This window comes from Rhizobium sophorae (genome assembly GCF_013087515.1).
In the GTDB taxonomy this organism is placed as follows: domain Bacteria; phylum Pseudomonadota; class Alphaproteobacteria; order Rhizobiales; family Rhizobiaceae; genus Rhizobium; species Rhizobium sophorae.
In genome coordinates this window covers 1-23,344 of sequence record NZ_JABFCN010000014.1, presented here as the reverse complement: position 1 = coordinate 23,344, position 23,344 = coordinate 1, and the positions used below count along the sequence as shown (strand labels likewise).

At 61.0% G+C, this 23,344-nt stretch carries 26 protein-coding genes; 9 read left to right on the top strand and 17 right to left on the bottom strand.

From position 1 onward, the window contains the following. Window positions 1-3: 3 nt before the first annotated feature. The 6 genes from G9X64_RS08065 to G9X64_RS08040 form a co-directional block, all read right to left on the bottom strand. Entirely contained in the window at window positions 4-867 is an 864-nt protein-coding gene (locus G9X64_RS08065; RefSeq protein WP_168307653.1) for a carbohydrate ABC transporter permease, read from the bottom strand. A gap of 3 nt (window positions 868-870) precedes the next feature. Continuing rightward, window positions 871-1,941: an ABC transporter ATP-binding protein gene (locus G9X64_RS08060; RefSeq protein ID WP_168307652.1), complete on the bottom strand. Its 1,071-nt coding sequence runs from the start codon at window positions 1,939-1,941 to the stop codon at window positions 871-873. A gap of 9 nt (window positions 1,942-1,950) precedes the next feature. After that, window positions 1,951-3,027: an ABC transporter ATP-binding protein gene (locus G9X64_RS08055; RefSeq protein WP_171376338.1), complete on the bottom strand. Its 1,077-nt coding sequence runs from the start codon at window positions 3,025-3,027 to the stop codon at window positions 1,951-1,953. Window positions 3,028-3,068: 41 nt separating this feature from the next. Then, window positions 3,069-4,583 carry a glycerol-3-phosphate dehydrogenase gene (glpD, locus tag G9X64_RS08050; protein WP_168316211.1) on the bottom strand — a complete coding sequence of 505 codons (1,515 nt, stop codon included), beginning with the start codon at window positions 4,581-4,583 and terminating at the stop codon, window positions 3,069-3,071. 121 nt (window positions 4,584-4,704) lie between these two features. After that, entirely contained in the window at window positions 4,705-5,478 is a 774-nt protein-coding gene (locus G9X64_RS08045) for a DeoR/GlpR family DNA-binding transcription regulator (protein WP_003549541.1), read from the bottom strand. Window positions 5,479-5,575: 97 nt separating this feature from the next. Beyond that, window positions 5,576-6,493, bottom strand: coding sequence for a DMT family transporter (locus tag G9X64_RS08040; RefSeq protein ID WP_171376337.1), 918 nt, complete (start codon window positions 6,491-6,493; stop codon window positions 5,576-5,578). A gap of 73 nt (window positions 6,494-6,566) precedes the next feature. On the opposite strand from G9X64_RS08040, the gene G9X64_RS08035 reads away from it, so the two are divergent. After that, complete coding sequence (locus tag G9X64_RS08035; protein WP_171376336.1) at window positions 6,567-7,496, top strand: LysR substrate-binding domain-containing protein; 930 nt, start codon at window positions 6,567-6,569, stop codon at window positions 7,494-7,496. Window positions 7,497-7,534: 38 nt separating this feature from the next. On the opposite strand, the gene G9X64_RS08030 is transcribed toward G9X64_RS08035, so the two are convergent. Both G9X64_RS08030 and G9X64_RS08025 read right to left on the bottom strand, forming a co-directional pair. Next, window positions 7,535-8,002 carry a GNAT family N-acetyltransferase gene (locus G9X64_RS08030; protein ID WP_246270933.1) on the bottom strand — a complete coding sequence of 156 codons (468 nt, stop codon included), beginning with the start codon at window positions 8,000-8,002 and terminating at the stop codon, window positions 7,535-7,537. A gap of 99 nt (window positions 8,003-8,101) precedes the next feature. Next, on the bottom strand, window positions 8,102-8,623 hold the full coding sequence (locus G9X64_RS08025; protein WP_168307647.1) for a DUF992 domain-containing protein: 522 nt from the start codon (window positions 8,621-8,623) through the stop codon (window positions 8,102-8,104). A 590-nt stretch (window positions 8,624-9,213) separates the two neighbouring features. On the opposite strand from G9X64_RS08025, the gene G9X64_RS08020 reads away from it, so the two are divergent. Both G9X64_RS08020 and G9X64_RS08015 read left to right on the top strand, forming a co-directional pair. Then, window positions 9,214-9,462 carry a YMGG-like glycine zipper-containing protein gene (locus tag G9X64_RS08020; RefSeq protein WP_003549546.1) on the top strand — a complete coding sequence of 83 codons (249 nt, stop codon included), beginning with the start codon at window positions 9,214-9,216 and terminating at the stop codon, window positions 9,460-9,462. Between the two features lie 20 nt (window positions 9,463-9,482). Further along, the gene (locus G9X64_RS08015; RefSeq protein ID WP_168307646.1) at window positions 9,483-9,842 is read left to right on the top strand and encodes an EF-hand domain-containing protein; all 360 of its coding nucleotides are present in this window, start codon (window positions 9,483-9,485) and stop codon (window positions 9,840-9,842) included. An 82-nt stretch (window positions 9,843-9,924) separates the two neighbouring features. On the opposite strand, the gene G9X64_RS08010 is transcribed toward G9X64_RS08015, so the two are convergent. The 4 genes from G9X64_RS08010 to G9X64_RS07995 all read right to left on the bottom strand — a co-directional run bounded on the left by G9X64_RS08010 (window position 9,925) and on the right by G9X64_RS07995 (window position 13,033). After that, window positions 9,925-10,089 carry a DUF1328 domain-containing protein gene (locus tag G9X64_RS08010; RefSeq protein ID WP_003549551.1) on the bottom strand — a complete coding sequence of 55 codons (165 nt, stop codon included), beginning with the start codon at window positions 10,087-10,089 and terminating at the stop codon, window positions 9,925-9,927. A 99-nt stretch (window positions 10,090-10,188) separates the two neighbouring features. Then, window positions 10,189-10,779, bottom strand: coding sequence for a hypothetical protein (locus G9X64_RS08005; RefSeq protein ID WP_168308093.1), 591 nt, complete (start codon window positions 10,777-10,779; stop codon window positions 10,189-10,191). A gap of 137 nt (window positions 10,780-10,916) precedes the next feature. Then, window positions 10,917-11,309, bottom strand: coding sequence for a VOC family protein (locus G9X64_RS08000; RefSeq protein ID WP_168307645.1), 393 nt, complete (start codon window positions 11,307-11,309; stop codon window positions 10,917-10,919). A 101-nt stretch (window positions 11,310-11,410) separates the two neighbouring features. Continuing rightward, window positions 11,411-13,033 carry an ABC-F family ATP-binding cassette domain-containing protein gene (locus tag G9X64_RS07995; RefSeq protein WP_168307644.1) on the bottom strand — a complete coding sequence of 541 codons (1,623 nt, stop codon included), beginning with the start codon at window positions 13,031-13,033 and terminating at the stop codon, window positions 11,411-11,413. A 204-nt stretch (window positions 13,034-13,237) separates the two neighbouring features. Between G9X64_RS07995 and G9X64_RS07990 the strand changes: the two genes are divergently transcribed. Together G9X64_RS07990 and G9X64_RS07985 are read left to right on the top strand one after the other, a co-directional pair. Further along, window positions 13,238-13,567, top strand: a complete 330-nt coding sequence (locus G9X64_RS07990; protein ID WP_168307643.1) for a DUF6665 family protein — start codon at window positions 13,238-13,240, stop codon at window positions 13,565-13,567. Window positions 13,568-13,671: 104 nt separating this feature from the next. Continuing rightward, window positions 13,672-14,541 (top strand): aldose 1-epimerase family protein, encoded by an 870-nt coding sequence (locus G9X64_RS07985; RefSeq protein WP_168307642.1) that lies wholly within the window; start codon window positions 13,672-13,674, stop codon window positions 14,539-14,541. A 51-nt stretch (window positions 14,542-14,592) separates the two neighbouring features. On the opposite strand, the gene G9X64_RS07980 is transcribed toward G9X64_RS07985, so the two are convergent. Together G9X64_RS07980 and G9X64_RS07975 are read right to left on the bottom strand one after the other, a co-directional pair. Next, window positions 14,593-16,182 (bottom strand): DHA2 family efflux MFS transporter permease subunit, encoded by a 1,590-nt coding sequence (locus G9X64_RS07980; RefSeq protein ID WP_168307641.1) that lies wholly within the window; start codon window positions 16,180-16,182, stop codon window positions 14,593-14,595. A 25-nt stretch (window positions 16,183-16,207) separates the two neighbouring features. Next, the gene (locus tag G9X64_RS07975) at window positions 16,208-17,392 is read right to left on the bottom strand and encodes an HlyD family secretion protein (protein WP_171376334.1); all 1,185 of its coding nucleotides are present in this window, start codon (window positions 17,390-17,392) and stop codon (window positions 16,208-16,210) included. A gap of 135 nt (window positions 17,393-17,527) precedes the next feature. Between G9X64_RS07975 and G9X64_RS07970 the strand changes: the two genes are divergently transcribed. Beyond that, complete coding sequence (locus G9X64_RS07970; RefSeq protein WP_168307639.1) at window positions 17,528-18,175, top strand: TetR/AcrR family transcriptional regulator; 648 nt, start codon at window positions 17,528-17,530, stop codon at window positions 18,173-18,175. A 141-nt stretch (window positions 18,176-18,316) separates the two neighbouring features. On the opposite strand, the gene uxuA is transcribed toward G9X64_RS07970, so the two are convergent. After that, window positions 18,317-19,504 carry a mannonate dehydratase gene (gene uxuA / locus G9X64_RS07965; RefSeq protein WP_171376333.1) on the bottom strand — a complete coding sequence of 396 codons (1,188 nt, stop codon included), beginning with the start codon at window positions 19,502-19,504 and terminating at the stop codon, window positions 18,317-18,319. 44 nt (window positions 19,505-19,548) lie between these two features. Continuing rightward, window positions 19,549-20,271, bottom strand: a complete 723-nt coding sequence (locus tag G9X64_RS07960) for a GntR family transcriptional regulator (RefSeq protein ID WP_168307637.1) — start codon at window positions 20,269-20,271, stop codon at window positions 19,549-19,551. A 289-nt stretch (window positions 20,272-20,560) separates the two neighbouring features. On the opposite strand from G9X64_RS07960, the gene G9X64_RS07955 reads away from it, so the two are divergent. The 3 genes from G9X64_RS07955 (at window position 20,561) to G9X64_RS07945 (ending at window position 22,877) form a co-directional block, all read left to right on the top strand. After that, window positions 20,561-20,965 carry a DUF2934 domain-containing protein gene (locus tag G9X64_RS07955; RefSeq protein WP_168307636.1) on the top strand — a complete coding sequence of 135 codons (405 nt, stop codon included), beginning with the start codon at window positions 20,561-20,563 and terminating at the stop codon, window positions 20,963-20,965. Window positions 20,966-21,019: 54 nt separating this feature from the next. Then, complete coding sequence (locus G9X64_RS07950; protein WP_168307635.1) at window positions 21,020-21,271, top strand: hypothetical protein; 252 nt, start codon at window positions 21,020-21,022, stop codon at window positions 21,269-21,271. A gap of 331 nt (window positions 21,272-21,602) precedes the next feature. Next, the gene (locus tag G9X64_RS07945; protein WP_171376332.1) at window positions 21,603-22,877 is read left to right on the top strand and encodes an O-antigen ligase family protein; all 1,275 of its coding nucleotides are present in this window, start codon (window positions 21,603-21,605) and stop codon (window positions 22,875-22,877) included. Window positions 22,878-22,909: 32 nt separating this feature from the next. On the opposite strand, the gene G9X64_RS07940 is transcribed toward G9X64_RS07945, so the two are convergent. Further along, window positions 22,910-23,344 (bottom strand): polysaccharide biosynthesis protein (locus G9X64_RS07940; protein ID WP_171376331.1); only part of this gene is annotated, 435 nt, incomplete at its 5' end.

Genomic DNA, 23,344 nt, shown 5'->3' with positions numbered 1-23,344 from the left:
CCCTTAGCTCGCGTCGCTGCTGGTCATCACGGTGTAGAACACCCATGAGAGCAGCAGGATGATGAGGAAGTAGATGATCGACATTGCCGCCGCCGGGCCAAGATCGAACTGGCCGACGGCCATCTTCACGAGGTCGATGGAGAGGAAGGTCGTCGAGTTGCCGGGGCCGCCACCGGTGACCACGAAAGGCTCGGTATAGATCATGAAACTGTCCATGAAGCGTAGGAGCACGGCGATCAGCAGCACCCGCTTCATCTTCGGCAGCTGAATGTAGCGGAACACAGACCAGCGCGAGGCGCCGTCGATCTTGGCGGCTTGGTAATAGGCATCCGGGATCGAGACCAGGCCGGCATAGCAAAGCAGCACGACGAGGCTTGTCCAGTGCCAGACGTCCATGACGATTACGGTCACCCAGGCATCGATCGGATCGCGGACATAATTATAGTCGAGACCGATCGCTTCGAGCGTGTGGCCGAGCAAGCCGATATCGACGCGTCCGAAGACCTGCCAGATGGTGCCGACGACGTTCCACGGAATGAGCAGCGGCAGCGCCATCAGCACCAGGCAGACGGGAACGCCCGGTCCTGATTTCGGCATGTTGAGCGCGATGAAGATGCCAAGCGGAATCTCCAGTGCCAGGATGATGAAGGAAAACAGCAGATTGCGCTCGAGCGATTCCCAGAAGCGGTCGGAATGCAGGGTCTGGACGAACCAGTCGGTACCGGCCCAGAAGAACTCGTTGTTGCCGAACGTATCCTGCACCGAATAGTTGACGACGGTCATCAGCGGGATGACGGCCGAAAACGCCACGAGCAGCAGCACCGGCAGGACCAGAAACCAGGCTTTGTTATTCCACGTCTTCTGCATGGCTCAGGCCTCCCTGCCGACACGCCAACTGTCGGCGTAGATGCTGATGGCGGACGGATCGAAGGTGACGCGGGCGTCCGCGGGAATGTCGGCGTCTTCAGGCACGACGATGGCGATCGGCTGGCCGGCAAAGCGGGCGCGCACAATCTTCTGCCGGCCGATATCCTCGACCTTGCTGACGGTGACCGGCATGCCCTCTCGTCCGAGGCGAATGAATTCGGGGCGGATGCCGAGTTCGGTTTTGGCCATGCCTGCCGTCTTCGGCGCGTAATCGAGCGTCAGCGTCTCGTCTCCGACCTTGACGGCACTGCCCTCGATCCTGGCCGGCATGAAATTCATGCCCGGCGAACCGATGAAATAACCGACGAAGGTATGGCTCGGCCGCTCGAAGAGCTCGGCCGGCGTGCCGATCTGGACGATCTGGCCGTCATACATGACGACGACCTTCTCGGCGAAGGTCAGCGCCTCGGTCTGGTCGTGGGTAACATAGACCATGGTGAAGCCGAACTGCTTGTGCAGCCGCTTCAGCTGCGAGCGCAGCACCCATTTCATATGCGGATCGATGACGGTCAGCGGCTCGTCGAACAGGATGGCGTTGACGTCGTTGCGCACCAGCCCGCGGCCGAGCGAAATCTTCTGCTTCTGATCGGCCGTCAGCCCCTGCGCCTTGCGCCTGGCCCAGCCGGCGAGATCGATCATTTCGAGGATATCGCGGACACGCCGGTCAACATCAGCCTCGGCCACGCCGCGGTTGCGCAGGGGAAAGGCGAGATTGTCATAGACGGTCATCGTGTCGTAGATGACGGGAAACTGGAACACCTGGGCGATGTTGCGGCTCTGCGTCGAAAGGTTCGTGACATCGTTGCCGTCGAACAGGATGCGGCCGTGCGAGGGCTGCAGCAAGCCGGAGATGATGTTGAGCAGCGTGGTCTTGCCGCAGCCGGAAGGGCCGAGCAGCGCATAGGCGCCGCCATCGTTCCATTCGTGATCGACTTCCTTCAGCGAATAATCCTTGTCGGACTTCGGATTGGTGCCGTAGGCGTGGCGGATATGGTCGAGCGTGATGCGTGCCATTGTGCTCTCCTATGCCTTTCCAGCCGCAGCGATGGCGCGGCCGTCGCTGCCGAAGGCCATCAGATGGCGGGTGTCGAGAAAAGCTTCGACCTCCATGTCGGGATCGATGTCGTGAATACCGTGCGCCAGCATCACCCAACGCACACCGTCATATTCCAGGTGAACGAAGCTCTCCGAGCCGGTGATCTCGGATACCAGCGTGCGCGCCTGCAGGCGGGCCGCGTCGCCCGTCTGCGGCGCAAGGCCGAGATGATGCGGGTGAAAGGCGATGGTGACGGGACCATCCGGCACGACGGCCAGATGCGAGGGAACCGAGATCGTCACCCCGCTCGGACGCGTGAAGACATTGCCGGATTTCGTGACGTCGAGGGTGTTCAACGGCGGGTCGGCGAAAATGCCGGCGGTGGCGAGATTGACGGGTCGGCGATAGACCTCGATCGTCGGTCCGAACTGGGTCACCCGGCCCTGGTTCAGCGTTGCCGTGTTGCCGCCAAGCAGCAGCGCCTCGGAAGGCTCGGTCGTCGCATAGACGAAGATCGCGCCGGATTGGGCAAAGATCTTCGGCAGTTCCTCGCGCAGTTCCTCGCGCAGCTTGTAATCGAGATTGGCGAGCGGCTCGTCCATCAGCACGAGGCTGGCATTCTTGACGAGTGCGCGCGCAAGCGCGGTGCGCTGCTGCTGGCCGCCGGACAGATTGAGCGGGGTGCGGTCGAGATAGGGCGTGAGCTTCAGCAGCTCGGCCGCCTTGCGCACCTCACTGTCGATCGTGGCACCATCCTTGCCCGATATGCGCATCGGCGAGGCGATGTTGTCGTAGACGGTCAGCGCCGGATAGTTGATGAACTGCTGGTAGACCATGGCGACGTTGCGCTTCTGCACCGGCATGCCGGTGACGTCAGTGCCGTCGAAATGGATGGAGCCGCCGGTCGGCCGGTCAAGCCCCGCCATCAGCCGCATCAGGGACGTCTTACCCGCGAGCGTCGGCCCGAGCAGGACGTTCAGCGTGCCCCGCTCGAGAACCAGATCGGTCGGATAGATATGATAGTCCGCGCCCACGATCTTGGCGGCGTTTCGCAGTTCCAGCATTCCGATTCCCGTGCCTCCACGCATCGGGGACCACATGACTCCTATCCGGCCATCGCCGGCATGGCAGCCATGTACTCCTCCAGTGACTGGGCCTGCTCCTTCGAAAGGCGCAGACCATCCTTTGTTCTCCTCCACAGCACGTCTTCGGCGTGCCGGGCCCATTCATGTTCGACGAGATAGGTGACCTCCGCCTCGTAGAGATCGCCGCCGAAAAGCCGTCCGAGATCGTCGATGCCGCTGGCATTGCCAAGCAACAGCTCCGCCTTGGTGCCGTAGCGGCGCACCAGGCGGCGGGCAAGCGGATCGGCGAGAAACGAATAACGCCGCCTCAGCTTGTCAACCTGTGCCTCGTAACCGCGGACCGGGAAGTCGCCGCCCGGCAGATGGCTTTTGGCCGTCCACGGGGCGCCCTTGACGCCGATCGCAGCACCGATCTTCTCCAGTGCATGTTCTGAAAGCCGGCGATAGGTGGTGAGCTTTCCCCCGAAGATGTTGAGCAGCGGCGCGGCGTCACCTTCACCCTCTAGCTTCAGCACATAGTCGCGCGTCGCCTCCTGCGCCTTCGAGGCGCCGTCGTCATAAAGCGGCCTGACCGCCGAATAGGTCCAGACGATATCTTCGGGCCTGACCGGCTCCTTGAAATATTCCGACGCCGCATTGCAGAGGTAGACCGTCTCCTCCTCCGAAATCCTGACGTCCCTGGGATCGGCGGTGTAGTCGCGATCCGTGGTGCCGATCAAGGTAAAGTCGCCCTCGTAGGGGATGGCGAAGATGATGCGGTTGTCGGGGTTCTGAAAGAAATAGGCTCTCACATCATCGAATTTCTTCTTAACGACGATATGGCTGCCCTGGACGAGGCGGACATGATGGGCTTCGTTCTGGCCGATGGCGGAACGAATGACATGGTCGACCCAAGGACCGGCGGCATTGACCAGCATGCGGGCCTGATGGCTGTCATTGCGACCGGTGAGGGTATCGGTGGTCTCGATATGCCACAGGCCATTCTCGCGCCTTGCCGACACCACCTTGGTGCGCGGCATGATCAGCGCACCCTTGTCAGCGGCATCGCGGGCGTTCAGCACTACCATGCGGGCATCGTCGACCCAGCCGTCGGAATATTCGAAGGCCTTGGAAAACAGCGCCTTCAGCGGCTTGCCGGCCGGATCGTGACGCATGTCGAGCACGGCTGTCGGCGGCAGCAGCTTGCGACCACCGAGATGATCGTAAAGGAAGAGACCAAGCCGGATCAGCCAGGCCGGACGGATGCCGCCCTTGTGGTAGGGCAGTACGAAACGCAGCGGCCAGATGATGTGCGGCGCCATCGCCCAGAGGATCTCGCGCTCCATCAGCGATTCACGCACCAGACGAAACTCGTAATGCTCGAGATAACGCAGGCCGCCATGGATCAGCTTGGTGGCACCCGACGAGGTACCCGAGGCGAAATCGTTCATCTCCGCCAGCGCCACCGAATAACCGCGCCCGACGGCGTCGCGCGCAATGCCGCAGCCGTTGATGCCGCCACCGATGACGAATATGTCGTGAATATTTCGGCCCAATTCCCCCTCCGAGCCCGCCGTCGATTTCGCATCGCACAAAACTTGCGCAATTGCGAAAGCAACATCAGTTAAAACGAAAGGAATACGAATGTCAAACGAATGTTTGTCAGGGGTCAGTTGTCTAGCGAAATCTGCCGTTCGTTTCGATAAGTTTCACATTGTTTTCGAGGCAGAGATTGCGGATCGACGGCACAGGACAGTGATCAGTGATGAAGGTATGAACCTGGGAAAGCTGGCCGATCCGGACCGGTGCGGTGCGTTCGAACTTCGTCGAATCGGCAACGAGAATCACATGCCGGGCATTGGCGATGATGGCCTGGGCGACCTTCACTTCGCGAAAATCATAGTCGAGAAGCGCGCCGTCGATATCGATCGCCGACGCGCCGATCACGGCGTAGTCGACCTTGAACTGGCGGATGAAATCGACGGCCGCCTCGCCGACGATCCCACCGTCCGAACCACGCACGACCCCGCCGGCAATGACCACCTCGATTGCCGGGAAAAGTCGCAACCTATTGGCAACATTTATATTATTGGTAATCACCATCAGCTCGTGGTGGTCGGCAAGCGCCTCGCCCACCGCCTCTGTCGTCGTTCCGATATTGATGAAGAGCGAGGCCCCGCTCGGGATCAGCTCGACCGCGGCAATCCCGATCGCCTGTTTCTCGGAAGCGGCGATCTGGCGGCGTGCCTCGTATTTGACATTCTCCGTCCCGCTCGGGAAGGTGGCGCCGCCATGGATGCGTGTCAGTACCTGCGCATCGCAGAGATCGTTCAGGTCCTTGCGGATCGTCTGCGGCGTGACCGAAAAGCGGGAGGCGAGTTCCTCGACCAGCACCCTGCCGCTGGATTTCGCAATCGCCACGATTTCAGTTTGCCGGTCGGTCAAGAACATGAGCGTGCGCCTTTCGATCTGCTTTCGTTTTAAAGAAAGCGAACTGCAGCGCAATGCCTATCTGTTACAAAGCCGCCTTCACGGCCTGAATTCACCGCTACCGCTTCCGCATCACGTTGACGACCAGCACGCCGAGGATTGCCATGACGCCGCCGACCGCGCCGAGCGCCGTCGGCGTCTCGCCCAGCCAGACGAACCCGATCAGCGTGGCGACTGGCGGAACGCCGTAGAGGAAATTCGAGGCGCGGGCGGCCGTCAGCCGCTTCAGGGCGATCGCCCAGGTGAGGTAGCCGATCGCGGTCGGAAAGACAACGAGATAAGCAACGCCCCAGTTCACCTCCGTCGGTGCGGCGGCCAGCGCCTGAATCGTCGCCGGGACGGCCGGAAACAGTGGCACGGAACCGATGAGCAGGATCCAGGCAGTGACGGCAAGCGCCGGCAAGCGCCCGAGCAGCGGCTTCTGCAGCACGCTGGCGATCGCCGAGCAGAGCGCTGCGCCCAGGATGAGGACGGCATTCGGATCGAGCTTGAAGCCGCCGTCGGAGGCGACCGCAATCAGCGCCACGCCGCCGAAGGAAACCGCGGTGCCCACCCAGCCCCAACGGCCGAAGCGCTCGCCAAGCGCGAATGTGGCAATGAGGGCGGTGAAGACGGGCATGGTGTTGATGATGAAGCTCGCCGGTCCCGCCGCAACGGTCTGCTCGCCGGTGTTCAGCAGAACCGCATAGGCGGCGATGAAGAGTACCGCCGCAACGGAGAGCCGGAAAAAATCGCGTTTTTCCGGCATCGGCCGATAGATGACGAGATAGACGAGGGCGATGACGCCGGCTGCCACATAGCGCGCCGTCGCCAGTTCGATCGGCGTCAGCGGTCCGAGACAGATGCGGATCACCACGAAGGAGGAAGCCCAGGAGAGGATGGTGACGACGATCGCCGCAAAGGCCACCAGATCGAACCCGCCTTGCTGTTTCGTCGAAATCGGTGCGCATGCCGCCATGCTCATTTTTGCCTCCATGTGTTTCTGCGATAGTGAATTAGGCCTTCGATGCGTGCTTGAAAAGCATCGCAATCGATGATCAAATGTGCGCATGGTTCACAGCTCGCCAGTTCTTCCACCGCTCGATACACTCGAGACTTTTGCCCGCGCCGCGCGCCTCGGATCATTTTCCGCCGCGGCCGAGGAAAGCGGCATCACTCACGGTGCGGTGTCGCGGCAGGTCTCGCGCCTGGAGCGCTGGATGGGCGTTCGCCTGTTTGCGCGCGAAGCCCGAGGCGTGCGCCTGACGCCGGAAGGCATGCGGTTTTTCGCGCGGGCGGAAGAAGCACTTACGCTGCTCGGCAATAGCGGCGAACGCTGGCTGCCTCGCCGCAACAAGGCGGTGGTGCGCCTTTCGGTGACGCCCTCTGTCGCCTCTCTATGGCTGTTTCAACGCCTGCCGAAGCTCGAAGGAAACGAGCTGCATGTCGAGCTGACGCTCGAACACCGGCTGGCAGATTTCGGCGAAGGCACGGATCTTGCCATTCGCTGCGGCAAGGGACCATGGGCCGGCGTGCGCGCCCTGCCGCTCTGGCAGGAGAAATCGTTTCCGATCGCCGCCCCGGCGCTGGCGGAGCGGCTCGGGCAGCGCTCCGATGCCTCGGCGCTGCTCGATCTGCCGATCCTGCACGATTCGAATATTGAAGGCTGGCGGCGCTGGCTCTCCCGTGAGGGCGTCGACTATATACCGCGCGGCCACGATCGGCGCTTCGAGGACTATAATCTGGTGATCGATGCCTGCGCCCAGGGGCTCGGCATCGCACTCGCGCGGCCGCCGCTGTCGGATGCCGCGCTGGCCACCGGGCGCGTCGTCGCCGTATCCGAGCGGACGCTCGATTACCATGTGGCCTTTCACCTGATCCGACCGGACGATGCGCTCAGAAGCCCTGCCATCGAATTCGCCAGCCGCTTCCTGCGCGAGGCCGGCCATGACGAGACGACGATCGCTACTTTTATCGCACCCGGCCGAGCGAAAGTATAGGCGGAAAGCTGGGCGGCGGCTCCGGCGATCGCCGGTCGCTACTCCGCGGTAAACTTCAGGCGCATTTCCTTCGCCAGTTCGAAACCAGCGGCCCGATAGACGGGTTCGCCGGCATCCGAGGCATGGATGACTGCGGTCGTGCAGCCGATCGATTTCAGATAGTCGACAGCCTTGTTGGTCAACGCCAGTGCGATGCCGCGCCGGCGGAAGGCGTCGGCAACATAGACGGACCAGATGTAACCGTGCAGCCGCTGTTCCGGCCGGATGACCTCCGGAAACGGCGCTTGGTGCAGCTGGCAGGATGCGGAACCGGCAATGTCGCCGTCGACGATGGCAAGGAACGAGGTCAGGCAGCGCTCTTCGCGACCGCTTCTGATGAAAGACAAGATCCGCGCCACCGCATCGGGCCTGTAGTGTTCCGGTGGTGTGCCGTAGCTGTCCCAGATCTTCAGATAGTGCCCAACCACGATCTCGTCCTCGCCGGGCGTTGCCATTCGAATATCCATCATGTCGTGATCCGGCTTGGGCATGCGAGGGTGCGAACGCGCCTCAGACGAAATGACATCCCCCGCCGCGACGCGGCAGGGGATGTCAAAAAGGCCATATCAATTCGCTGGTGTGAGCGTCATCGAGGCGCTGCCGGCTGCAACGTTGAGGCCGAGTTGACCGGTCAGGCTGACCGTCTGCAGATGGATCGAGCCGGAGGTGCCGCCAACCAGGAGATTGGCGCCGACACCAGCGCCGAGCGTCGCTTCGGCGGTAGCGCCGACATAGAGGCCGGCGAGGGATCCGCGGTGATAGCCAGCCGTCGGCGCGAACACGGCCCAGATCAGGCGGCTGCGCGTGGTGAAACCAAGGTCGATGCCGAGCTTTCTCACTTCGCCCGTATAGCGATCCGAAAGTTCGTTGCCGACGGTCGACTGGAAGATGCAGTCGGCTTCTTTGGAGGAACCGAGCACATAACCCGTGCCGCCGCCGATATCGCAGGTGAGGTAACCGATCTTCACGCCATTGCGCAGATCCGGCTCTTCATAGGTCCTGGTGCCGAGGTCGGCGGCATTAACCGCCCCAGCGCCGACCAGCGTCAACGATACCGCGGCAAACGCCGTCGCAAGAATTTTTTTCATAAGTTTCTCCTTCTCAAATCGTGACGGGAGCATACCCGGCTACTCGCCACCAGATTCGGCAACAGATAACGGATGGAACCGCAAAACGGTCCCGATCCGGCATCATTTTACGCATCGCATATCAAAGCGCATGGGAGGGCGCAGGCGACAAACACGCTTACGGTTCAGCTCCCATTGGGACATTTCGAAGGCATCTTTTCGCGTCATCCGGTTATTTCACGATGTTGTCAGGGATGGTTGCCGGAAAGGCACGATCCTGATCGCCGTCAACTCTCAACGAGCGGTATCATGCAAATTGCAGGCGCCCTATTTGGATAGGCGATTGATGATCGCGAAGGTTGCCATGCCGTATAGATAGCTGTACTATTTGAAAATACTCTCCATGCAGCACCGCAACTGGAGAGGAAACGGCATGATTGCTTGGCATTGCCACAGAATTTCCGCTTGCTGTCCGGAAAACTGCTTCTGTTCGAACAGAAACCAAGTCTGAATTTGAGAAATATAATCAGGCGATATTTTCGCGGGGGCCGGACAATCGTACGCCCGCTCATCTCTATTGGAGATAGCGGGTAATTTATCGGGAGGGAAAGATGCGCATACGCAAGACAAACATCATACTGGCGGGATGCCTTGCCGTCTCCGCTTGCCAGTCCGGGCCGACGTCGCAGGCCGTCTCGGATCGTAATTCCGAATTCGGCTGCATCGCGGGAACGGTCGGCGGCGCGATTGTCGGTGGCTTGATCGGCAGTACGATCGGCGCCGGAACCGGGCAGGTGCTTGCTATCGGCGCCGGCATAGGCGGCGGCGGTTTCGTAGGCAACCGCCTAGCTTGCCGATAATTGGGGAGGGATATCAAGCGATGAAAACCTTGGCTTTCGCGACGACACTCATCCTGTGCCAATGTGTTGGGGCAGTGGCGCAACAGCAGCAACAGCCCGGATCGATGTATCAGGGCCAGATGGACCGGCTCGACGGCAATGCCAGCAAGGCCGTCGACCGTTCGGAATACGAGACCTTCATGGGCACAGCTTTCGGAAGTCTCGACAAGAACAAGGACGGCAGCCTGCAGTCCGACGAGACGGTGCAGATCCTGACGGTCGAGCAATTCACTTTGACCGACGCGAACCACAACGGCCGAATCAGCCGAAGCGAATTCATGCAGCGGGTGATGTCGGATTTCGCGACGGCCGACCACGACCGGGACGGAAACCTTCAGTGATGTAGACGTCAAAGCGAGTGTGGCAATAAAGAAAAACCCGGCAATGTGTTTCGCCGGGTTTTTATACTTTAATCTGTCCGCGTTATACTTTTCGCATCAGTCGCATGACGAGCGATACGACGAACAGCACCAGGAAAATGAAGAACAGAACCTGGGCAATGGAAGCTGAAGCCCCTGCGATGCCGCCAAATCCAAGGACGCCGGCAATCAAGGCCACGACGAGAAACACCAGAGCGTAATAAAGCATCGCAATCTCCTTTTACGTTGCTGTGGAGATAACGGAGGCCGCCCCATTTGGTTCCCGTCCGTCTCATGGTCGGCATATGCAACGTGGCTCCGGCTGATTTCAGCCGAAGTGAAAAACGCCGCTGTACCTCCGGTCGCCTTCATTCGGCTCGGGAGGCTCGGCCGCATCGAGATAGGCCTTGAGCGGCCCGGTCAGTACGAACCAGATGCTGGCTCCCAGCATGAAACAGGCTCCGACCGGATCGTCGATGCGGGCGACGAACGGAAGGCAGGCTGATGCGAACAGGACGATGATCCGCACCGACCACTCCGCCTCACGTTTGGAGAGGGCGCGCGCTCTCAGCGATTTATATTCCCGAGCACCGTAGCCGCCTCCCCCTGCCTTCACAGCCGAAAGCAGTTTTCGCGCGGACGGCAGCGCCAGCATGATCAGCGCGGCAACACTGAGCGTGAAAGTCTCGCCGGCCATGACGTGCCCGCTCGCGATCAAGAGAAAGGAGAGCACGACGAGATTCCATGTCGGCTCCAACAGTTCCGGCGGTTGCCGCGTGCGGAGATGCCAACTCCGCAGCAAACCCGCCGCGCCGTGCAGCAGCGGCTGATCGATATAACGATTGATCCAGTCCATGCCGTTGTGCCCGTCCCCGATTGCATGAAGAGGCCTTCGAACAACACGGAATTTGGTCATCATCGTGGCGATAGCCGTCGAATCCGCTCTTCGCACAGACGAAGTGGCTTGCAGAGACGCGTCGATGGGGCCGAAGGCGCGGACCCCCACGTCTCACGCTCCCTAAATTTCAAGGCAGCCTCAGAGCGCGCGACACCCTCCTAGCGCAATTCTTGCGCAACTTCCCAGACATGACCCGACGGATCCGCAAAGGCCGCGGTGCGGCGGCCCCATGGACGATCGATCGGACCATTAAGCAGCGTGACCCTAAGTTCGCGCAGTTCTGCACAAACCGCATCAACGTCATCGACCTTGATCGTCAGCAGCATGCGTGCGCCCGAACCGGTCGCTGACACTGCGACTGGCTCCACCAGCTGAGGCGCCTGCGCTGCATCGAGCAGGTTGATCATCGTTCCCGAGAATTTCAGGACCGCCGATACCGCGTCCTGATAGACGACATCGGGCGCAAAGACCTTTTGGTAGAAGGTTTTGGCCTCGTCGATATCATCGACGAACAGGGTGACGACCTCGATCCGATCCAACAGCATGGGCATTTTCTCCTCCGTTGCTTCGACCGGTCAACCGATATCGCTGGCCGGCTCTCCGCTGGTCGCTTCGACGCTGGCGGTTTCGACATGCCGCGCAAAAATAATCGTCAGCTTCGCAGGCCAGGCGCCTCCTGGCCGGTGCGCGCCACATATTCGGTATAGCCGCCGCCATATTGATGGATGCCCTCCGGCGTCAGCTCCAGCACCCTGTTCGAGAGGGCGGCGAGGAAATGCCGGTCGTGGGAAACGAACAGCATGGTGCCCTCATATTGCGACAGTGCCTTGATCAGCATTTCCTTGGTGTCGAGGTCGAGATGGTTCGTCGGCTCGTCGAGCACGAGCAGGTTCGGCGGGTCGAACAGCATCATTGCCATGACCAGCCGCGCCTTCTCACCGCCTGACAGCACCCGGCACCGCTTCTCGATATCGTCGCCGGAGAAGCCGAAGCATCCGGCCAACGCACGCAAAGGCCCCTGCCCTGCCTGAGGAAAACGGTGTTCCAACGATTGGAAGACGGTGTGCTCGCCGTCGAGAATATCCATGGCGTGCTGGGCGAAATAGCCCATCTTGACGCTGGCGCCGAGAGCGACGCTGCCTTCGTCAGGCTCGGCGGTGCCCGTCACCAATTTCAACAGCGTCGATTTACCGGCGCCGTTGATACCCATGATGCACCAGCGTTCCCGGCGCCGCACCATGAAATCCAGCCCTTCATAGATGCTTCGACTACCGTATTTCTTGTGAACGTTCTTCAGGCTGACCACGTCCTCGCCGGAACGCGGCGCCGGCTGGAAGTCGAAGGAGACCGCCTGACGGCGCTTGGGCGGCTCCACCCGGTCGATCTTCTCCAGCTTCTTGACGCGGCTCTGCACCTGCGAGGCATGCGAGGCACGCGCCTTGAAGCGCTCGATGAATTTGATTTCCTTGGCGAGCATCGCCTGCTGGCGCTCGAACTGGGCCTGCTGCTGTTTCTCGTTCTGCGCCCGCTGCTGCTCGTAGAATTCATAGTCGCCGGAATAGGTCGTCAAGGTGCCGCCGTCGATCTCGATGATCTTGGTGACGATGCGGTTCATGAACTCGCGGTCGTGCGAGGTCATCAGCAGCGCGCCTTCATAACCCTTCAGGAATTCCTCCAGCCAGATCAGGCTTTCCAGATCCAGATGGTTGCTTGGCTCGTCGAGCAGCATGACATCCGGGCGCATGAGCAGGATGCGGGCAAGCGCCACGCGCATCTTCCAGCCACCCGACAGCGCGCCGACATCGCCATCCATCATCTCCTGGCTGAAGCTCAGGCCCGCGAGCACTTCGCGCGCCCGTCCCTCGAGCGCGTAACCGTCCAGCTCCTCGTAGCGCGCCTGCACCTCGCCATAGCGCTCTATGATCTTGTCCATGTCGTCGGCCTGCTCGGGATCGGCCATGGCGGCTTCGAGCTCGCGCAACTCCGCCGCAACGATGCTGACCGGCCCGGCGCCGTTCATCACCTCGGCAACCGCGCTGTGGCCGGCCATCTCGCCGACGTCCTGATTGAAATAGCCGATGGTGACGCCCTTCTCGCAGGAAACCTGGCCTTCATCGGGCTGCTCTTCGCCATTGATCATCCGGAAGATCGTCGTCTTACCGGCACCGTTCGGGCCGACGAGACCGATCTTCTCGCCTTTGTTGAGCGCTGCGGACGCCTCGATGAAGAGGATGCGGTGGCTGAGCTGCTTGCTGATATTTTCGATACGGATCATGGTTTGCGCGGGAGCCTGAAAAGAGGTTTTGGCGCCCTTATGCCACGCGTCGACACGGCAGGATAGGCCTGTTTCCCGCCCTCTCGATGTCAGGAGCATGATGCTGAAACTGTGAGCGGTTTTTCGACGACATCATGCTCACCTTCTTTAATTTAGGGCTCGATTGGATAATATTGTGGCCCACGCTAACGGGAACCTGTGCCAATGAGCGTTCGTCCGCCACAGTCCTTCAGACAATCCCAGCAGAATTCAAACGGTTTCAACGTCCTCGAATACGAGCTGATGTCGGAACGCGCCGATACGCTTGGACGTCACGGGCTGAAGGTAGAGGCGGCGCTTGCCGCTCTGAAGGCATGGACTTCCGACCGCCAAAGTGCCGAAGACCGCGAGAAGCTTCTCAACGAAGCGTCCGACGCCGTCTGGGCGTTCTTGATCCAGCGTGAGATATGCGGGTTGCGGAACAACCGCGACGCCATTCAGCGCTACGGCATTCCGAACGAAGTGATCGCGAGATTGGGCGCGATCCGGAAATAACGAGGGCGATGGCTGGTGTGGCTGCCGTGGCGCCCTCTATTGGGTGGAAATCCCCGGTTCGGAACGGTATGGCTGGGTGCCGAACCAATGCGAAAGGAAACGCGATGCCAAGCTCAATCCGGATCGGGAATCAGGATCTCACCGTCGATGTCTCCTCCCTCGGCGCCGAGATGCAGGCGCTCACGTCAAGCGACGGACGCTCTTGGTTATGGACCGGCGATGCAACCTTCTGGACCGGGCGGTCGCCGATCCTGTTTCCGATCGTCGGCAAGGCGCCGGATGACAAGGTAACGATCGACGGCACGGTCTATCCGATGGCCCAGCATGGTTTTGCCCGCCGCAGCGAATTCGTACTTGCGGCCTCCTCTGAGACGATGTGCCGGTTCGAACTGGCCGCCTCGGATGCGACCCGGGCGGTCTATCCTTTCGAATTTCAGCTGGCCGTGGTGCATGCGGTCGAGGGCCGCGCGTTGACTGTCTCGGCGGAGGTTACCAATCGCGACCAGAAGGCGATGCCGTTCGGCCTCGGATTCCATTCGGCCTTCGCCTGGCCATTGCCGGACGCTTCCGGACGCGACCACATCGTAACGCTCGACAATAAAGGCGAGCCGGGTCTTGTGCGGCTGGAAGGCGGTCTCATCAATCCAGCCGACCTGCCCTCGCCGTTCGATGCCGGCCGGCTGGTGCTCGATCACGCCATGTTCGAGCAGGATGCGATGATTTTCCCGAGCGGTGCGGGCGAAGGTTTGAGTTACGGCGCCGAAGGCCGGCCGGCCATGCAGTTCCATTTCGAAAACCTGCCCAACCTTGCGCTATGGACCAAACCGGGCGCGCCCTTCCTCTGCATCGAACCCTGGCACGGGACGGCTGCGGAAGCCGGGGGCTCGGGCGAGCTTTCGAAGAGGCCGTCTACCACGATGCTCGCGCCGGGCGCGGTGGCGAGCTTCGCCTTCACGGTCAGAATTCCGGAATAGGGACAGACAGAAAAGCGCTCGCCGGGAAAGCCGGGCGAGCGCCAGGGATATTCAATGAGCGCCGGCGCCACCACCAGCCCGCGGTTTTTGGGTGAGCAGCAGGGCCACCGCTGCAATGGCAAGAACCACGCCGATGACGGCGAATGTATCGGCAAAACCCAGGATGAGGGCCTGGCGTTTGACGACCTGGCCAAGCGCCACGACGGCCTTCTGGGCTGCGACGGCATGGTCGGAGACACCATGCTGCAGGAAGTAGCCTGTCAATTGGTCGAGACGGGTGCGGACTTCATCGCGGCCGAGCGTCACCGACTGGCCGATGATGTTCGAGTGGAACTGCTCGCGTTTGGTCAGCACCGTGCCGAGCGTCGCCGTGCCGACGGCGCCGCCGAGATTGCGCAGCATGTTGGTCAGGCCAGAGGCGGCGGCCGCATCTGAAGGCGCAATGCCGGCAGTGGTGATGGCGGTGATCGGCGTCAGCACCAGTGCCTGGCCGATGGCGCGGATGATATTCGGGATCCAGAACTGGTCACCTGCCGTGTCGGCCGAAAGCGTGATGTTCATGAAGCAGCTGATCGCAAAGATCGAGATGCCGATGAAGCCGATATACCGCGCATCGAAGCGCTTCATCATCACCGGGACGAGCGGGATCAAAAGCAGCTGCGGCAGGCCGGTCCAGGCCAGCACGTTGCCGATCTGCTCGGCATTGTAGCGCTGCACCTGGCCGAGATATTGCGGCAGGATGTAGACGGTGCCGAAGAGGGCGACGCCGACCAGCACGTTGACGGCAACGCCGATGCCGAAATTGCGCTGCCTCAGCAGACTGAGCTTGACCAGCGGCTTCTTCACCGTGAGCTCGATCCAGATGAAGGCGACGAGGAAGGCAAGCGCAAGGATACTGAGCTTGACGATGAAGGGCGAGGAGAACCAGTCCTCCTTATTGCCTTCCTCGAGCACCGTCTGCAGCGCCGACAGACCGATGGCCATGGTGAAGATCCCCGCCCAGTCGCCTTCCCTCAGCAGGCCGAGCTGCATCGGCTGCTTGTCGAGCGTCAGGGCAAGGGCGACCGCCATAATGGCGCTCGGAATGGCATTGATGAAGAAGATCGTCTGCCAGCCGTAATTTTCGGTGAGGTAGCCGCCGATGGTCGGGCCGATCGCCGGTGCGAAGGTGACCGAGAGCGCGAAAATCGCCAGGCCGAGCGGCTGCTGCGACTTCGGCAGCTTGGTCAGCACCATGGTGAAAGCCATGGGGATCAGCACGCCGCCGGCAAAGCCCTGCAGGCCGCGCAGCACGATCATCGTGCCGAGATCATGCGCGAAGGCGCAGGCGATCGAAAACAGCGGAAAGAGGACGGAATTGACGAGGATATAGCGGCGGAAAGAGAAGACATTGCTGAAATAGGCCGTCAGCGGGATGACGACGATCTCGCCAATCAGATAGGAGGTGGAGATCCAGGCGCCGTTGTCGACGCCTGTTCCGATGCCACCCTCGATGTCGAGAAGCGAGGCATTGGTGATCTGGATGTTGAGGATCGCCATGAAGGCGCCGATCATGCCGGCGAGAACGGCGATCCAGTCTCTGGTGCTGGCGCCGGCTTTCGGCTGCGGAACGGCGATGGCTGTTGCTGCGATGGTGGACATGACACGAACTCCTCGTCCCCCGGTCCTAGCTGCGGTCGTTCTTGGTATCGATGCTCGGCTGGACGGACATGCCGGGGCGCAGGTCGCCGTTTGCGGCGGCGTCACCGTCGAGCACGATCTTCACGGGAATGCGCTGGACGACCTTAGTGAAGTTGCCGGTGGCGTTGTCAGGCGGCAGCAGCGCGAATTCCTGGCCGCTTGCCGGCGCGAGGCTGTCGACATGGCCGTGATAGGTGCGGCCCGGGAACATATCGACCTCGATATCAACAGGCTGGCCGGCTTGGACGTCAGTGAGCTGGGTTTCCTTGTAGTTGGCGATGACATAGGCAGCCGTCGTCGGTACGACCGACATCAGCTGAGTGCCGGCCTGGACATATTGGCCGACGCGTAGCGTCCGGTTGCCGACGGTGCCGTCGACGGGCGCGGTGATCGTCGCATAAGAGAGATTGAGCTCGGCCTGGTGCTGGACGGCCTGGCTGCGCGCAAGGGCCGCCCTCGCCTGGGCAAGCTCTGCGTTCAGCAGATCGACCTGCTTGACGGCGGCGTCGAGCGAGGCGCTGTCGCGGACGATGGTCGCCTGGGCGGCAGCGATCTGCGCGGCGGCCTGCTGCGCCGTCTGAACCGGAGCATAGCCGCTGGTGGCGAGGTTCGAATAACGCTTGTTGTTCTGCTCGGCAAAGGTCTCATTGGCGCGGTCGACGTCGACGGTCGCGCGGGCGGCGGTAATCGTCGACTGCTGGATATCGAGTGAAGCCTGCTTGGCGTTGACGGTAGCTTCGGCCGCGGCGACGTCGGCCTTGGCCTGATCGAGGGCCGCCCTGAAGTCGCGGTCGTCGATACGGGCAAGCGGCTGTCCGGCCTTCACCGTCTCGTTGTCCATGACCAGCACCTCGGCGAGATAGCCGGAAACCTTGGGGGCGATGGTGCTATTGTCGGCCTTCACATAGGCATCGTCTGTCGAGATATGGAAGCGGCCGACCGTCCAGTAATCATGACCGTAATAGGCGCCGGCGGCGATCAGCACCAGCGCGGTGGCGCCGAGAAGCAGGGAGCGGCCGCCGCGCCTGCGCGCGGGCTTTTCCTCGGCAACGGTGGCGGCAGCTTCCGCGACGCGCGGCGGCTGGCCGGCGTCCAGGCTTGCAGGTACGGCTTCGGCAGTGTTTTCGACGGCAGTATTGTTGTTCAAGGCATGCAGCGTCTTGATGGTCATTGTCTTTCTCCTAATGACGGTCGCCGTCACTTGGGCTGCGGCCTTTGAATTCGAATGAAATGCACTTTAGGAAACTTGATATTTTCCAAAATATGCATTAGAAAATAGATGTCAATAAAAATTTGGAAAATTGTCATGGTCCAAAATCACAAAATCGAGAAGAAGCCGCGAGGACGCCCGCAAGTCCGCTGCGACGAGGATACGAGAAGCGTGATCATCGAGGCGGCAAACAGGCAGTTCCACGAGAATGGCTATGCCGCGGCTAGCATCGCTGCGATCGCGCAGGAGGCCGGCATTTCGACCAAGACGCTCTACCGCCTGTTTCCGACGAAAGGAGATCTCTTTTCAGAGATGATCACGGAGCGCACGGAGCGTTTTTTGTTGGCGCTTGACCCCGGCACACTCGCCGTGGCCGATCTCAGGCAAGGGTTGGAACGCATGCTGATGGCCTATGGCATGCTGACGCTTTCGGTCGATACGATCACCGTGACCCGGCTCGTCATCAGCGAGTCTGATCGATTCCCCGAGATCGCCAACGCCTTCTACGAAAAGGCAGTCGTCAGGACCAATACACTGATGGAGAACTGGCTGCACAAGCAGATCGATCGTGGACTGATTGCGCTTGATGATCCGCATGCGGCCTGCGGCATGCTGCGCGGGATGATGATCATGGAGCCGCAGCGTGCCGCGATGCTGCGCCAGGAGCCGCCGCCGAAGATTGAGACGATTGCGGCTCGGGCGAAGATGTGCGCCGATCTTTTCCTGAAAGGTTGCGCGCTCTGAAGCATCGCTCGGGGCTTCCGAGCGCGATGATTTTCCTTACGAGCGGCCCGGTGCGGCTTGCTCCCCTCTTCTCCCCAGCGGGGAGAAGAGTCGTGTGGCAGCGTCTTGCCATCTCTTGCCCGATACCCTTCGACGATACCCTCAGTTCGGCGGAGCGCCAAGCGCATGCAGGATGCCGCGCAGTTCGGCGAGGCCGCGCATGCGGCCGATGGCCGGGTAGCCTGGTGTGACGACCTTGTCGAGGTCGTCGAGCATGCGATGGCCATGGTCCGAGCGGAAGACGATGGTGTCTTCGGGACTGCGGCGGCGGTCTTCCGCGACCAGTTCGCTAAGGACGGCGACCATATCGACGTCGCCTTCCAGATGCGCGCTCTCATGGAATGTCCGGCCGTCACCCTCGCGCGTCGTGGCGCGCAGATGGGCGAAGTGGATGCGCGAGGCAAAGCGCCGAGCGATCGCCGGCAGGTCGTTTTCGGCGCGCACGCCGAGGCTGCCGGTGCAATAACACATGCCGTTCGCCGCCGATGGCACCGCATCGAAGAGAGCGGCATAATCATCGGCCGTCGAGGCGATGCGCGGCAGGCCGAACAGCGAACGCGGCGGATCGTCTGGATGCAGCGTCAGCTTGACGCCGCGCGCTTCGGCAGCCGGCGTCACCGCCTCCAGGAATTCGATCAGATGCCGCCGCAGCCGAGCGGCATCGATGCCGCTATAGGCGACAAGCTTTTCGCGGAAGGCCGGAATGGTCAGAGGTTCGGTGGTCGACCCCGGCAGAGCCGAGGTGATGATGCGGGTGATGTCGGCGACCTCGTCATCCGTCATCGCCTCGAAGACGATACGCGCCCGTTCGCGGTCTTCCCTCGAATAATGCTGCGCCGCATCCGGCCGTTCCAGGATGAAGAGATCAAAGGCTGCGAAGCGTTCATGATCGAAACGCATGGCAGTAGCGCCCGTCGGTGTCACGAAATCGAGTTCGGTGCGGGTCCAGTCCACCACCGGCATGAAATTATAGCAGACGATCGGAATGTCACAGGCGGCGACCGCTTCCAGGCTGGCGATCCACGCCTCGATTTCGGCCTTGGCCTCGCCGCCCTTGCGCTTGACGGCGTCGGGGATCGGGATGCTCTCGACGACCGACCAGACGAGCGGCGAGCGGTCGCCGGGCGTCGTCTCGATCAGAGCCTGGCGTTCACGCACTTCCTTCTCCGTCCAGGCCCTGCCGATCGGCACCTGATGCAGTGAAGAGACGATATTCGTCGCACCCGTCTGGCGGACGTCATCCAGCGTCACCGGCGCTTCCGGTCCGAACCATCTCCAACCCTGTCGCATCCTTATTCCTTCCCTCTGGCTTTTCGTTTCGTGTTAGCCTGCCGTCAGCAGAAATAATCGGGGTAACGCGCGCGCAACTCGTCGACATCGGGAATGACGGCACTCAGATGATGGGTCATCGCGCTGCGTGCCGCCGCCGCATCATGGGCGGCGAGCGCATCGCGGATGATCATGTGTTCGTGCACGACATTATCCGTGCGCCCAAGCACCGGCAACGTCAGGCGCCGTGCCCGGTCGATCTGCACCTTGACCGTTTTCAGGATTGCCCAGATGCCGGGATAACCCGATATCTGCGTGATCGTCTCATGGAAGGCCTCGTCCTCCTCATGGAAGCTCGAGGCATTGCCAGTCGCGGCATGCGCCCGCTGCCGGGCAATGATGGTATCGAGACGAGCGATATCGGCGGCCGTCGCGGTGAGAGCCGCAGCCTCGACGGTCGCGCCTTCGAGCGCCTTGCGTACGACGACCGCTTCAGGGATCGCCGAGACCGGCACCCGCGACACGACGGTGCCTGACTGCGGGTAGATGTCGACCAGTCCGCCTTCGGAAAGCCGGAGCAGCGCCTCGCGCACCGGCGTGCGGCTGACGCCGAAATCAACGGCGATCCGCTTTTCCTGCAGCAACATGCCGGGCGGCATCCGCAGTGACACGATGTCAGCGTAGAGGCGATCGTAGATGGCGCCGGCCGTGGTGATACGGCGCAGCCTGCCCCCGACCTCCCGCGACGTCGGGGATACCAAGACTTCAGCTTCTGATGCCTGGTGCATGACATACCGGGACGTTAGGAGTTTCCGGCATACTAGTATATCAATTTTACAACCCTGCCAAGACACGCCGCAGACGAGTGACGGTATGACATCGCATCTGGAGATTCAGCGCTTCGCGAATGAGCATGTCGACGCGCGGACCTCAGGCTCGACAGGTCGAAAGCATGGGACGGGAATTGCGGTGTAAGCGCTGATGAACGGCATAGGCCTCGCGGAATCGGAAGCCCGAGGCACTCTTTGTTTGGAACTTAGATCGGCCAAGTTGGTTGAGATCCGCAAGGAGACCCTCATGAAAAAGCCAGCACGACGCAAGACAAGCGAAAATACGGCTGACGGCGGCCGGCCGGAAGCTCTACCCGCTGCGGACGCAACCGGACGGAAGATGGCTCGGCGAGCCGCCAACGAAATCGACAGGCAGAGCGGAGAGTCGCCGGCAGCCGCCCGCGAGCAGGAGATCCGAAAAAGGGCATATTCCCTGTGGGAGAAGGAAGGGAGACCGGAAGGCAAGCACGGGCATCACTGGACGCTGGCTGAACATGAACTCGATGCACAGCAGGGTGAAGGCGACAATCCTCCAAACCTCGCAGCACTGCGAGAGGCCTCGCGCCAACATACCGATGCATTCCTCGTCAAGACCGATCTCGAGGACGCCGATCAGCGCGAAGCCTCCCCCGGCACGCGCGAGCAGGATTGAACTTTCCGCCTCGCGCCAATCTCAGACCTCGTTTCATTCAGAAAGGTCCCCGACATGACCGACAAACACAACTTGAACGCCGGATTCACCGGAACGCCCACTGAGCAGCCGGAGGGATTGACTAAGGTCGCGAAGTCGGCAGCCAAAGAGATGAAACGTGAGGCTTATGCCGTCGCCTTCGGTGCCAGACAGCACCCGCGCACCGCAAGCGCATTGTTGCTCACCACCGGCATCGTCGCGTTCGGGCTTGGATATCTCATTGGTCGATCATCGGCGGAAGGTTCGACACGCCCATATTGGCGATAGCCGCCGCCGATCACTTCAACGAGGCGCTGCATCGTTTCTTCGACTGCCCGTGGCCACCCCGATTTGCCGCTTCTCTCCGCCGGCACACCCGCCGGCCGCTGGACGAGCAAACCTTCAAATCAAAGCCCGCACCTCAGACGTGTTTTCTGTTGAAGTTGGCCTTACCGTCGCACCCATTTGCTACCCATCATCGAACAGAACCACGTCTGTCCGGGCGCCTGTTGCCGGAATACCACGTCGAATAAAGCCATAGATTGCACGCTCATCACAGCTTGACAGCTGTGATGACGATCCTTAGCGAGTCAGCATCGACACGGTCAGGACCGGCAAAGTGAATTATTTCAGACAACTCAAGATGGCAGTGCTTGGTTCAGGGGATGAGGCCGGAAGCGCACTCGACCGAAACAACCGCATTGCCGTCTTCCTCTTTGCAATCCTTCCAGGGCTTTCCCCAAACTTTAACTCCTTCATCCTCCTCGCGTCGATGGTGTGGGGCATTTACTGTCTAGCGACGGGCCGCCTCGCCTTGAACCTGTCGAAATCCGACCGGCTGGTTGCCATTGGCATGTCGATCTACCCGCTGGTGATGATCGCCAGCATCTTCATCAATCCGCCTTACTCCGAGGTATCGGACTGGATATTCCGGCTCCTGCCCTTCTTCTCGGTCTGGCTGATATTGCCGCGGATGCGCCAATCTCCCGATGGCCGTCTCGTGCCGCTCTTTATCCTCGGCGCGGGCATCGGCATGATCGTCACCTTTCTTTTCAGTCTCCTGCAGATCATGTTTCTGATGGATAGGGCAGAGGCTGGGACTTCGAACGCTGCACTCTTGGGCGTGATAGGTATTCTGTTCGGCGGCATTGCGCTTCTCAACATTCAGTCTCCCAGGAGCGTCGAGCAAAGAATTGCGATATTGGGATATGCCGCGGGTCTAGGCTGCGTTCTGCTTTCCGGAACGCGCTCGGCCTGGCTGGTCATTCCCATCCACATCGTCATCTTTCTCTGGTATTTTCGCAAACACAGCTTCCATTTGAGTTTGCGCAGCCTCGCCATTACCAGCGCTTTGCTGTTGGCGGGACTTATCACCCTGGGCAGCGGCCAGATCCTCCATCGCATCCAGGCTCTTCAAGAAAATCTGACATCGCTCGAACGCACCGACGGCGAAATTACGTCGCTCAGTGCGCGGTTCGCCTTGTACAAAGGCGCCCTATCGGCAATCAGTAAGGACCCGTTGACTGGTTATGGCCCTCAGAACCGGATGGCTTCGGTTTTGGCAGAGCTGCCCGATAACATAAGGCCGCAGCTGCCTTACTCGCATGTCCACAACGGCTTCCTGACCGCGGGAATCGACGCCGGCGTTTTCGGCATTGCGGCACTTTCGCTGATGCTGCTGACGCCCGTGATAGGCGCGTTGAGAAAGGAAGCGGGACCGGGCCGGGATTTAGCTATTGCGCTCGCTCTTCTGCTTGTCAGCAGCTACGTCATAACGGGCAGCTTTGGCATCATGTTCAATCAGAAAGCCTTGGATCCGATCTTCGCTTACCTCGTCGCTCTTATTTGTGCGGATCGCGGCAGCACGCGCTTTGCGCCCGTCGTTCGAAGCTGACGTCTGGCACGTGAGCCTGCTGACTGGATGGCTCAGGCGGCGGTATTGGCCTCTGCGCCGGTGAAAGCCAAATCCGAGACCTCACCCGTTGACGAATAGCCGGAAACAAGTTCCGCCAACGTCGCACGTGCAGCGATCATATCGTTTCGGTCCAATGCCGTATTGAGCGCGTTGAGCCTTCGCGACAGCTCGGGCCAAGACAGGAAATCCTCACGCGCCTTCATAATCCGGGGATGTTCGGTTGTTTCAGGATTATCCCCGATCAGCAGTTCTTCATAGAGCTTCTCGCCGGGCCTGAGACCGGTAACGGAAAGCTCAATATCGCCCTCGGAATTGTTCTCGTCGCGGACCGTCAACCCGGAAAGCTCTACCATTTTGCGGGCGAGATCTGCGATGCGAACGGGCTCTCCCATGTCGAGCAAGAAGACATCGCCGCCGTCGGCCATCGCGCCGGCCTGTATGACGAG

What these genes read in the sequence shown, in the direction of transcription:
- G9X64_RS07985 (WP_168307642.1), top strand. Translation starts at nt 13,672, where the DNA reads ATGCCAAGCTCAATCCGGATCGGGAATCAGGATCTCACCGTCGATGTC.
- G9X64_RS08010 (WP_003549551.1), bottom strand. Translation starts at nt 10,089, where the DNA reads ATGCTTTATTACGCTCTGGTGTTTCTCGTCGTGGCCTTGATTGCCGGC.
- uxuA (WP_171376333.1), bottom strand. Translation starts at nt 19,504, where the DNA reads ATGCGACAGGGTTGGAGATGGTTCGGACCGGAAGCGCCGGTGACGCTG.
- G9X64_RS08000 (WP_168307645.1), bottom strand. Translation starts at nt 11,309, where the DNA reads ATGCCCATGCTGTTGGATCGGATCGAGGTCGTCACCCTGTTCGTCGAT.
- G9X64_RS08040 (WP_171376337.1), bottom strand. Translation starts at nt 6,493, where the DNA reads ATGGAGGCAAAAATGAGCATGGCGGCATGCGCACCGATTTCGACGAAA.
- G9X64_RS07995 (WP_168307644.1), bottom strand. Translation starts at nt 13,033, where the DNA reads ATGATCCGTATCGAAAATATCAGCAAGCAGCTCAGCCACCGCATCCTC.
- G9X64_RS08060 (WP_168307652.1), bottom strand. Translation starts at nt 1,941, where the DNA reads ATGGCACGCATCACGCTCGACCATATCCGCCACGCCTACGGCACCAAT.
- G9X64_RS07960 (WP_168307637.1), bottom strand. Translation starts at nt 20,271, where the DNA reads ATGCACCAGGCATCAGAAGCTGAAGTCTTGGTATCCCCGACGTCGCGG.
- G9X64_RS08005 (WP_168308093.1), bottom strand. Translation starts at nt 10,779, where the DNA reads ATGATGACCAAATTCCGTGTTGTTCGAAGGCCTCTTCATGCAATCGGG.
- G9X64_RS08055 (WP_171376338.1), bottom strand. Translation starts at nt 3,027, where the DNA reads ATGCTGGAACTGCGAAACGCCGCCAAGATCGTGGGCGCGGACTATCAT.
- G9X64_RS08025 (WP_168307647.1), bottom strand. Translation starts at nt 8,623, where the DNA reads ATGAAAAAAATTCTTGCGACGGCGTTTGCCGCGGTATCGTTGACGCTG.
- G9X64_RS08030 (WP_246270933.1), bottom strand. Translation starts at nt 8,002, where the DNA reads ATGGATATTCGAATGGCAACGCCCGGCGAGGACGAGATCGTGGTTGGG.
- G9X64_RS08065 (WP_168307653.1), bottom strand. Translation starts at nt 867, where the DNA reads ATGCAGAAGACGTGGAATAACAAAGCCTGGTTTCTGGTCCTGCCGGTG.
- G9X64_RS08035 (WP_171376336.1), top strand. Translation starts at nt 6,567, where the DNA reads ATGGTTCACAGCTCGCCAGTTCTTCCACCGCTCGATACACTCGAGACT.
- G9X64_RS08015 (WP_168307646.1), top strand. Translation starts at nt 9,483, where the DNA reads ATGAAAACCTTGGCTTTCGCGACGACACTCATCCTGTGCCAATGTGTT.
- G9X64_RS07990 (WP_168307643.1), top strand. Translation starts at nt 13,238, where the DNA reads ATGAGCGTTCGTCCGCCACAGTCCTTCAGACAATCCCAGCAGAATTCA.
- G9X64_RS07980 (WP_168307641.1), bottom strand. Translation starts at nt 16,182, where the DNA reads ATGTCCACCATCGCAGCAACAGCCATCGCCGTTCCGCAGCCGAAAGCC.
- G9X64_RS07955 (WP_168307636.1), top strand. Translation starts at nt 20,561, where the DNA reads ATGAAAAAGCCAGCACGACGCAAGACAAGCGAAAATACGGCTGACGGC.
- G9X64_RS07950 (WP_168307635.1), top strand. Translation starts at nt 21,020, where the DNA reads ATGACCGACAAACACAACTTGAACGCCGGATTCACCGGAACGCCCACT.
- G9X64_RS07975 (WP_171376334.1), bottom strand. Translation starts at nt 17,392, where the DNA reads ATGACCATCAAGACGCTGCATGCCTTGAACAACAATACTGCCGTCGAA.
- G9X64_RS07970 (WP_168307639.1), top strand. Translation starts at nt 17,528, where the DNA reads ATGGTCCAAAATCACAAAATCGAGAAGAAGCCGCGAGGACGCCCGCAA.
- G9X64_RS08020 (WP_003549546.1), top strand. Translation starts at nt 9,214, where the DNA reads ATGCGCATACGCAAGACAAACATCATACTGGCGGGATGCCTTGCCGTC.
- G9X64_RS08045 (WP_003549541.1), bottom strand. Translation starts at nt 5,478, where the DNA reads ATGTTCTTGACCGACCGGCAAACTGAAATCGTGGCGATTGCGAAATCC.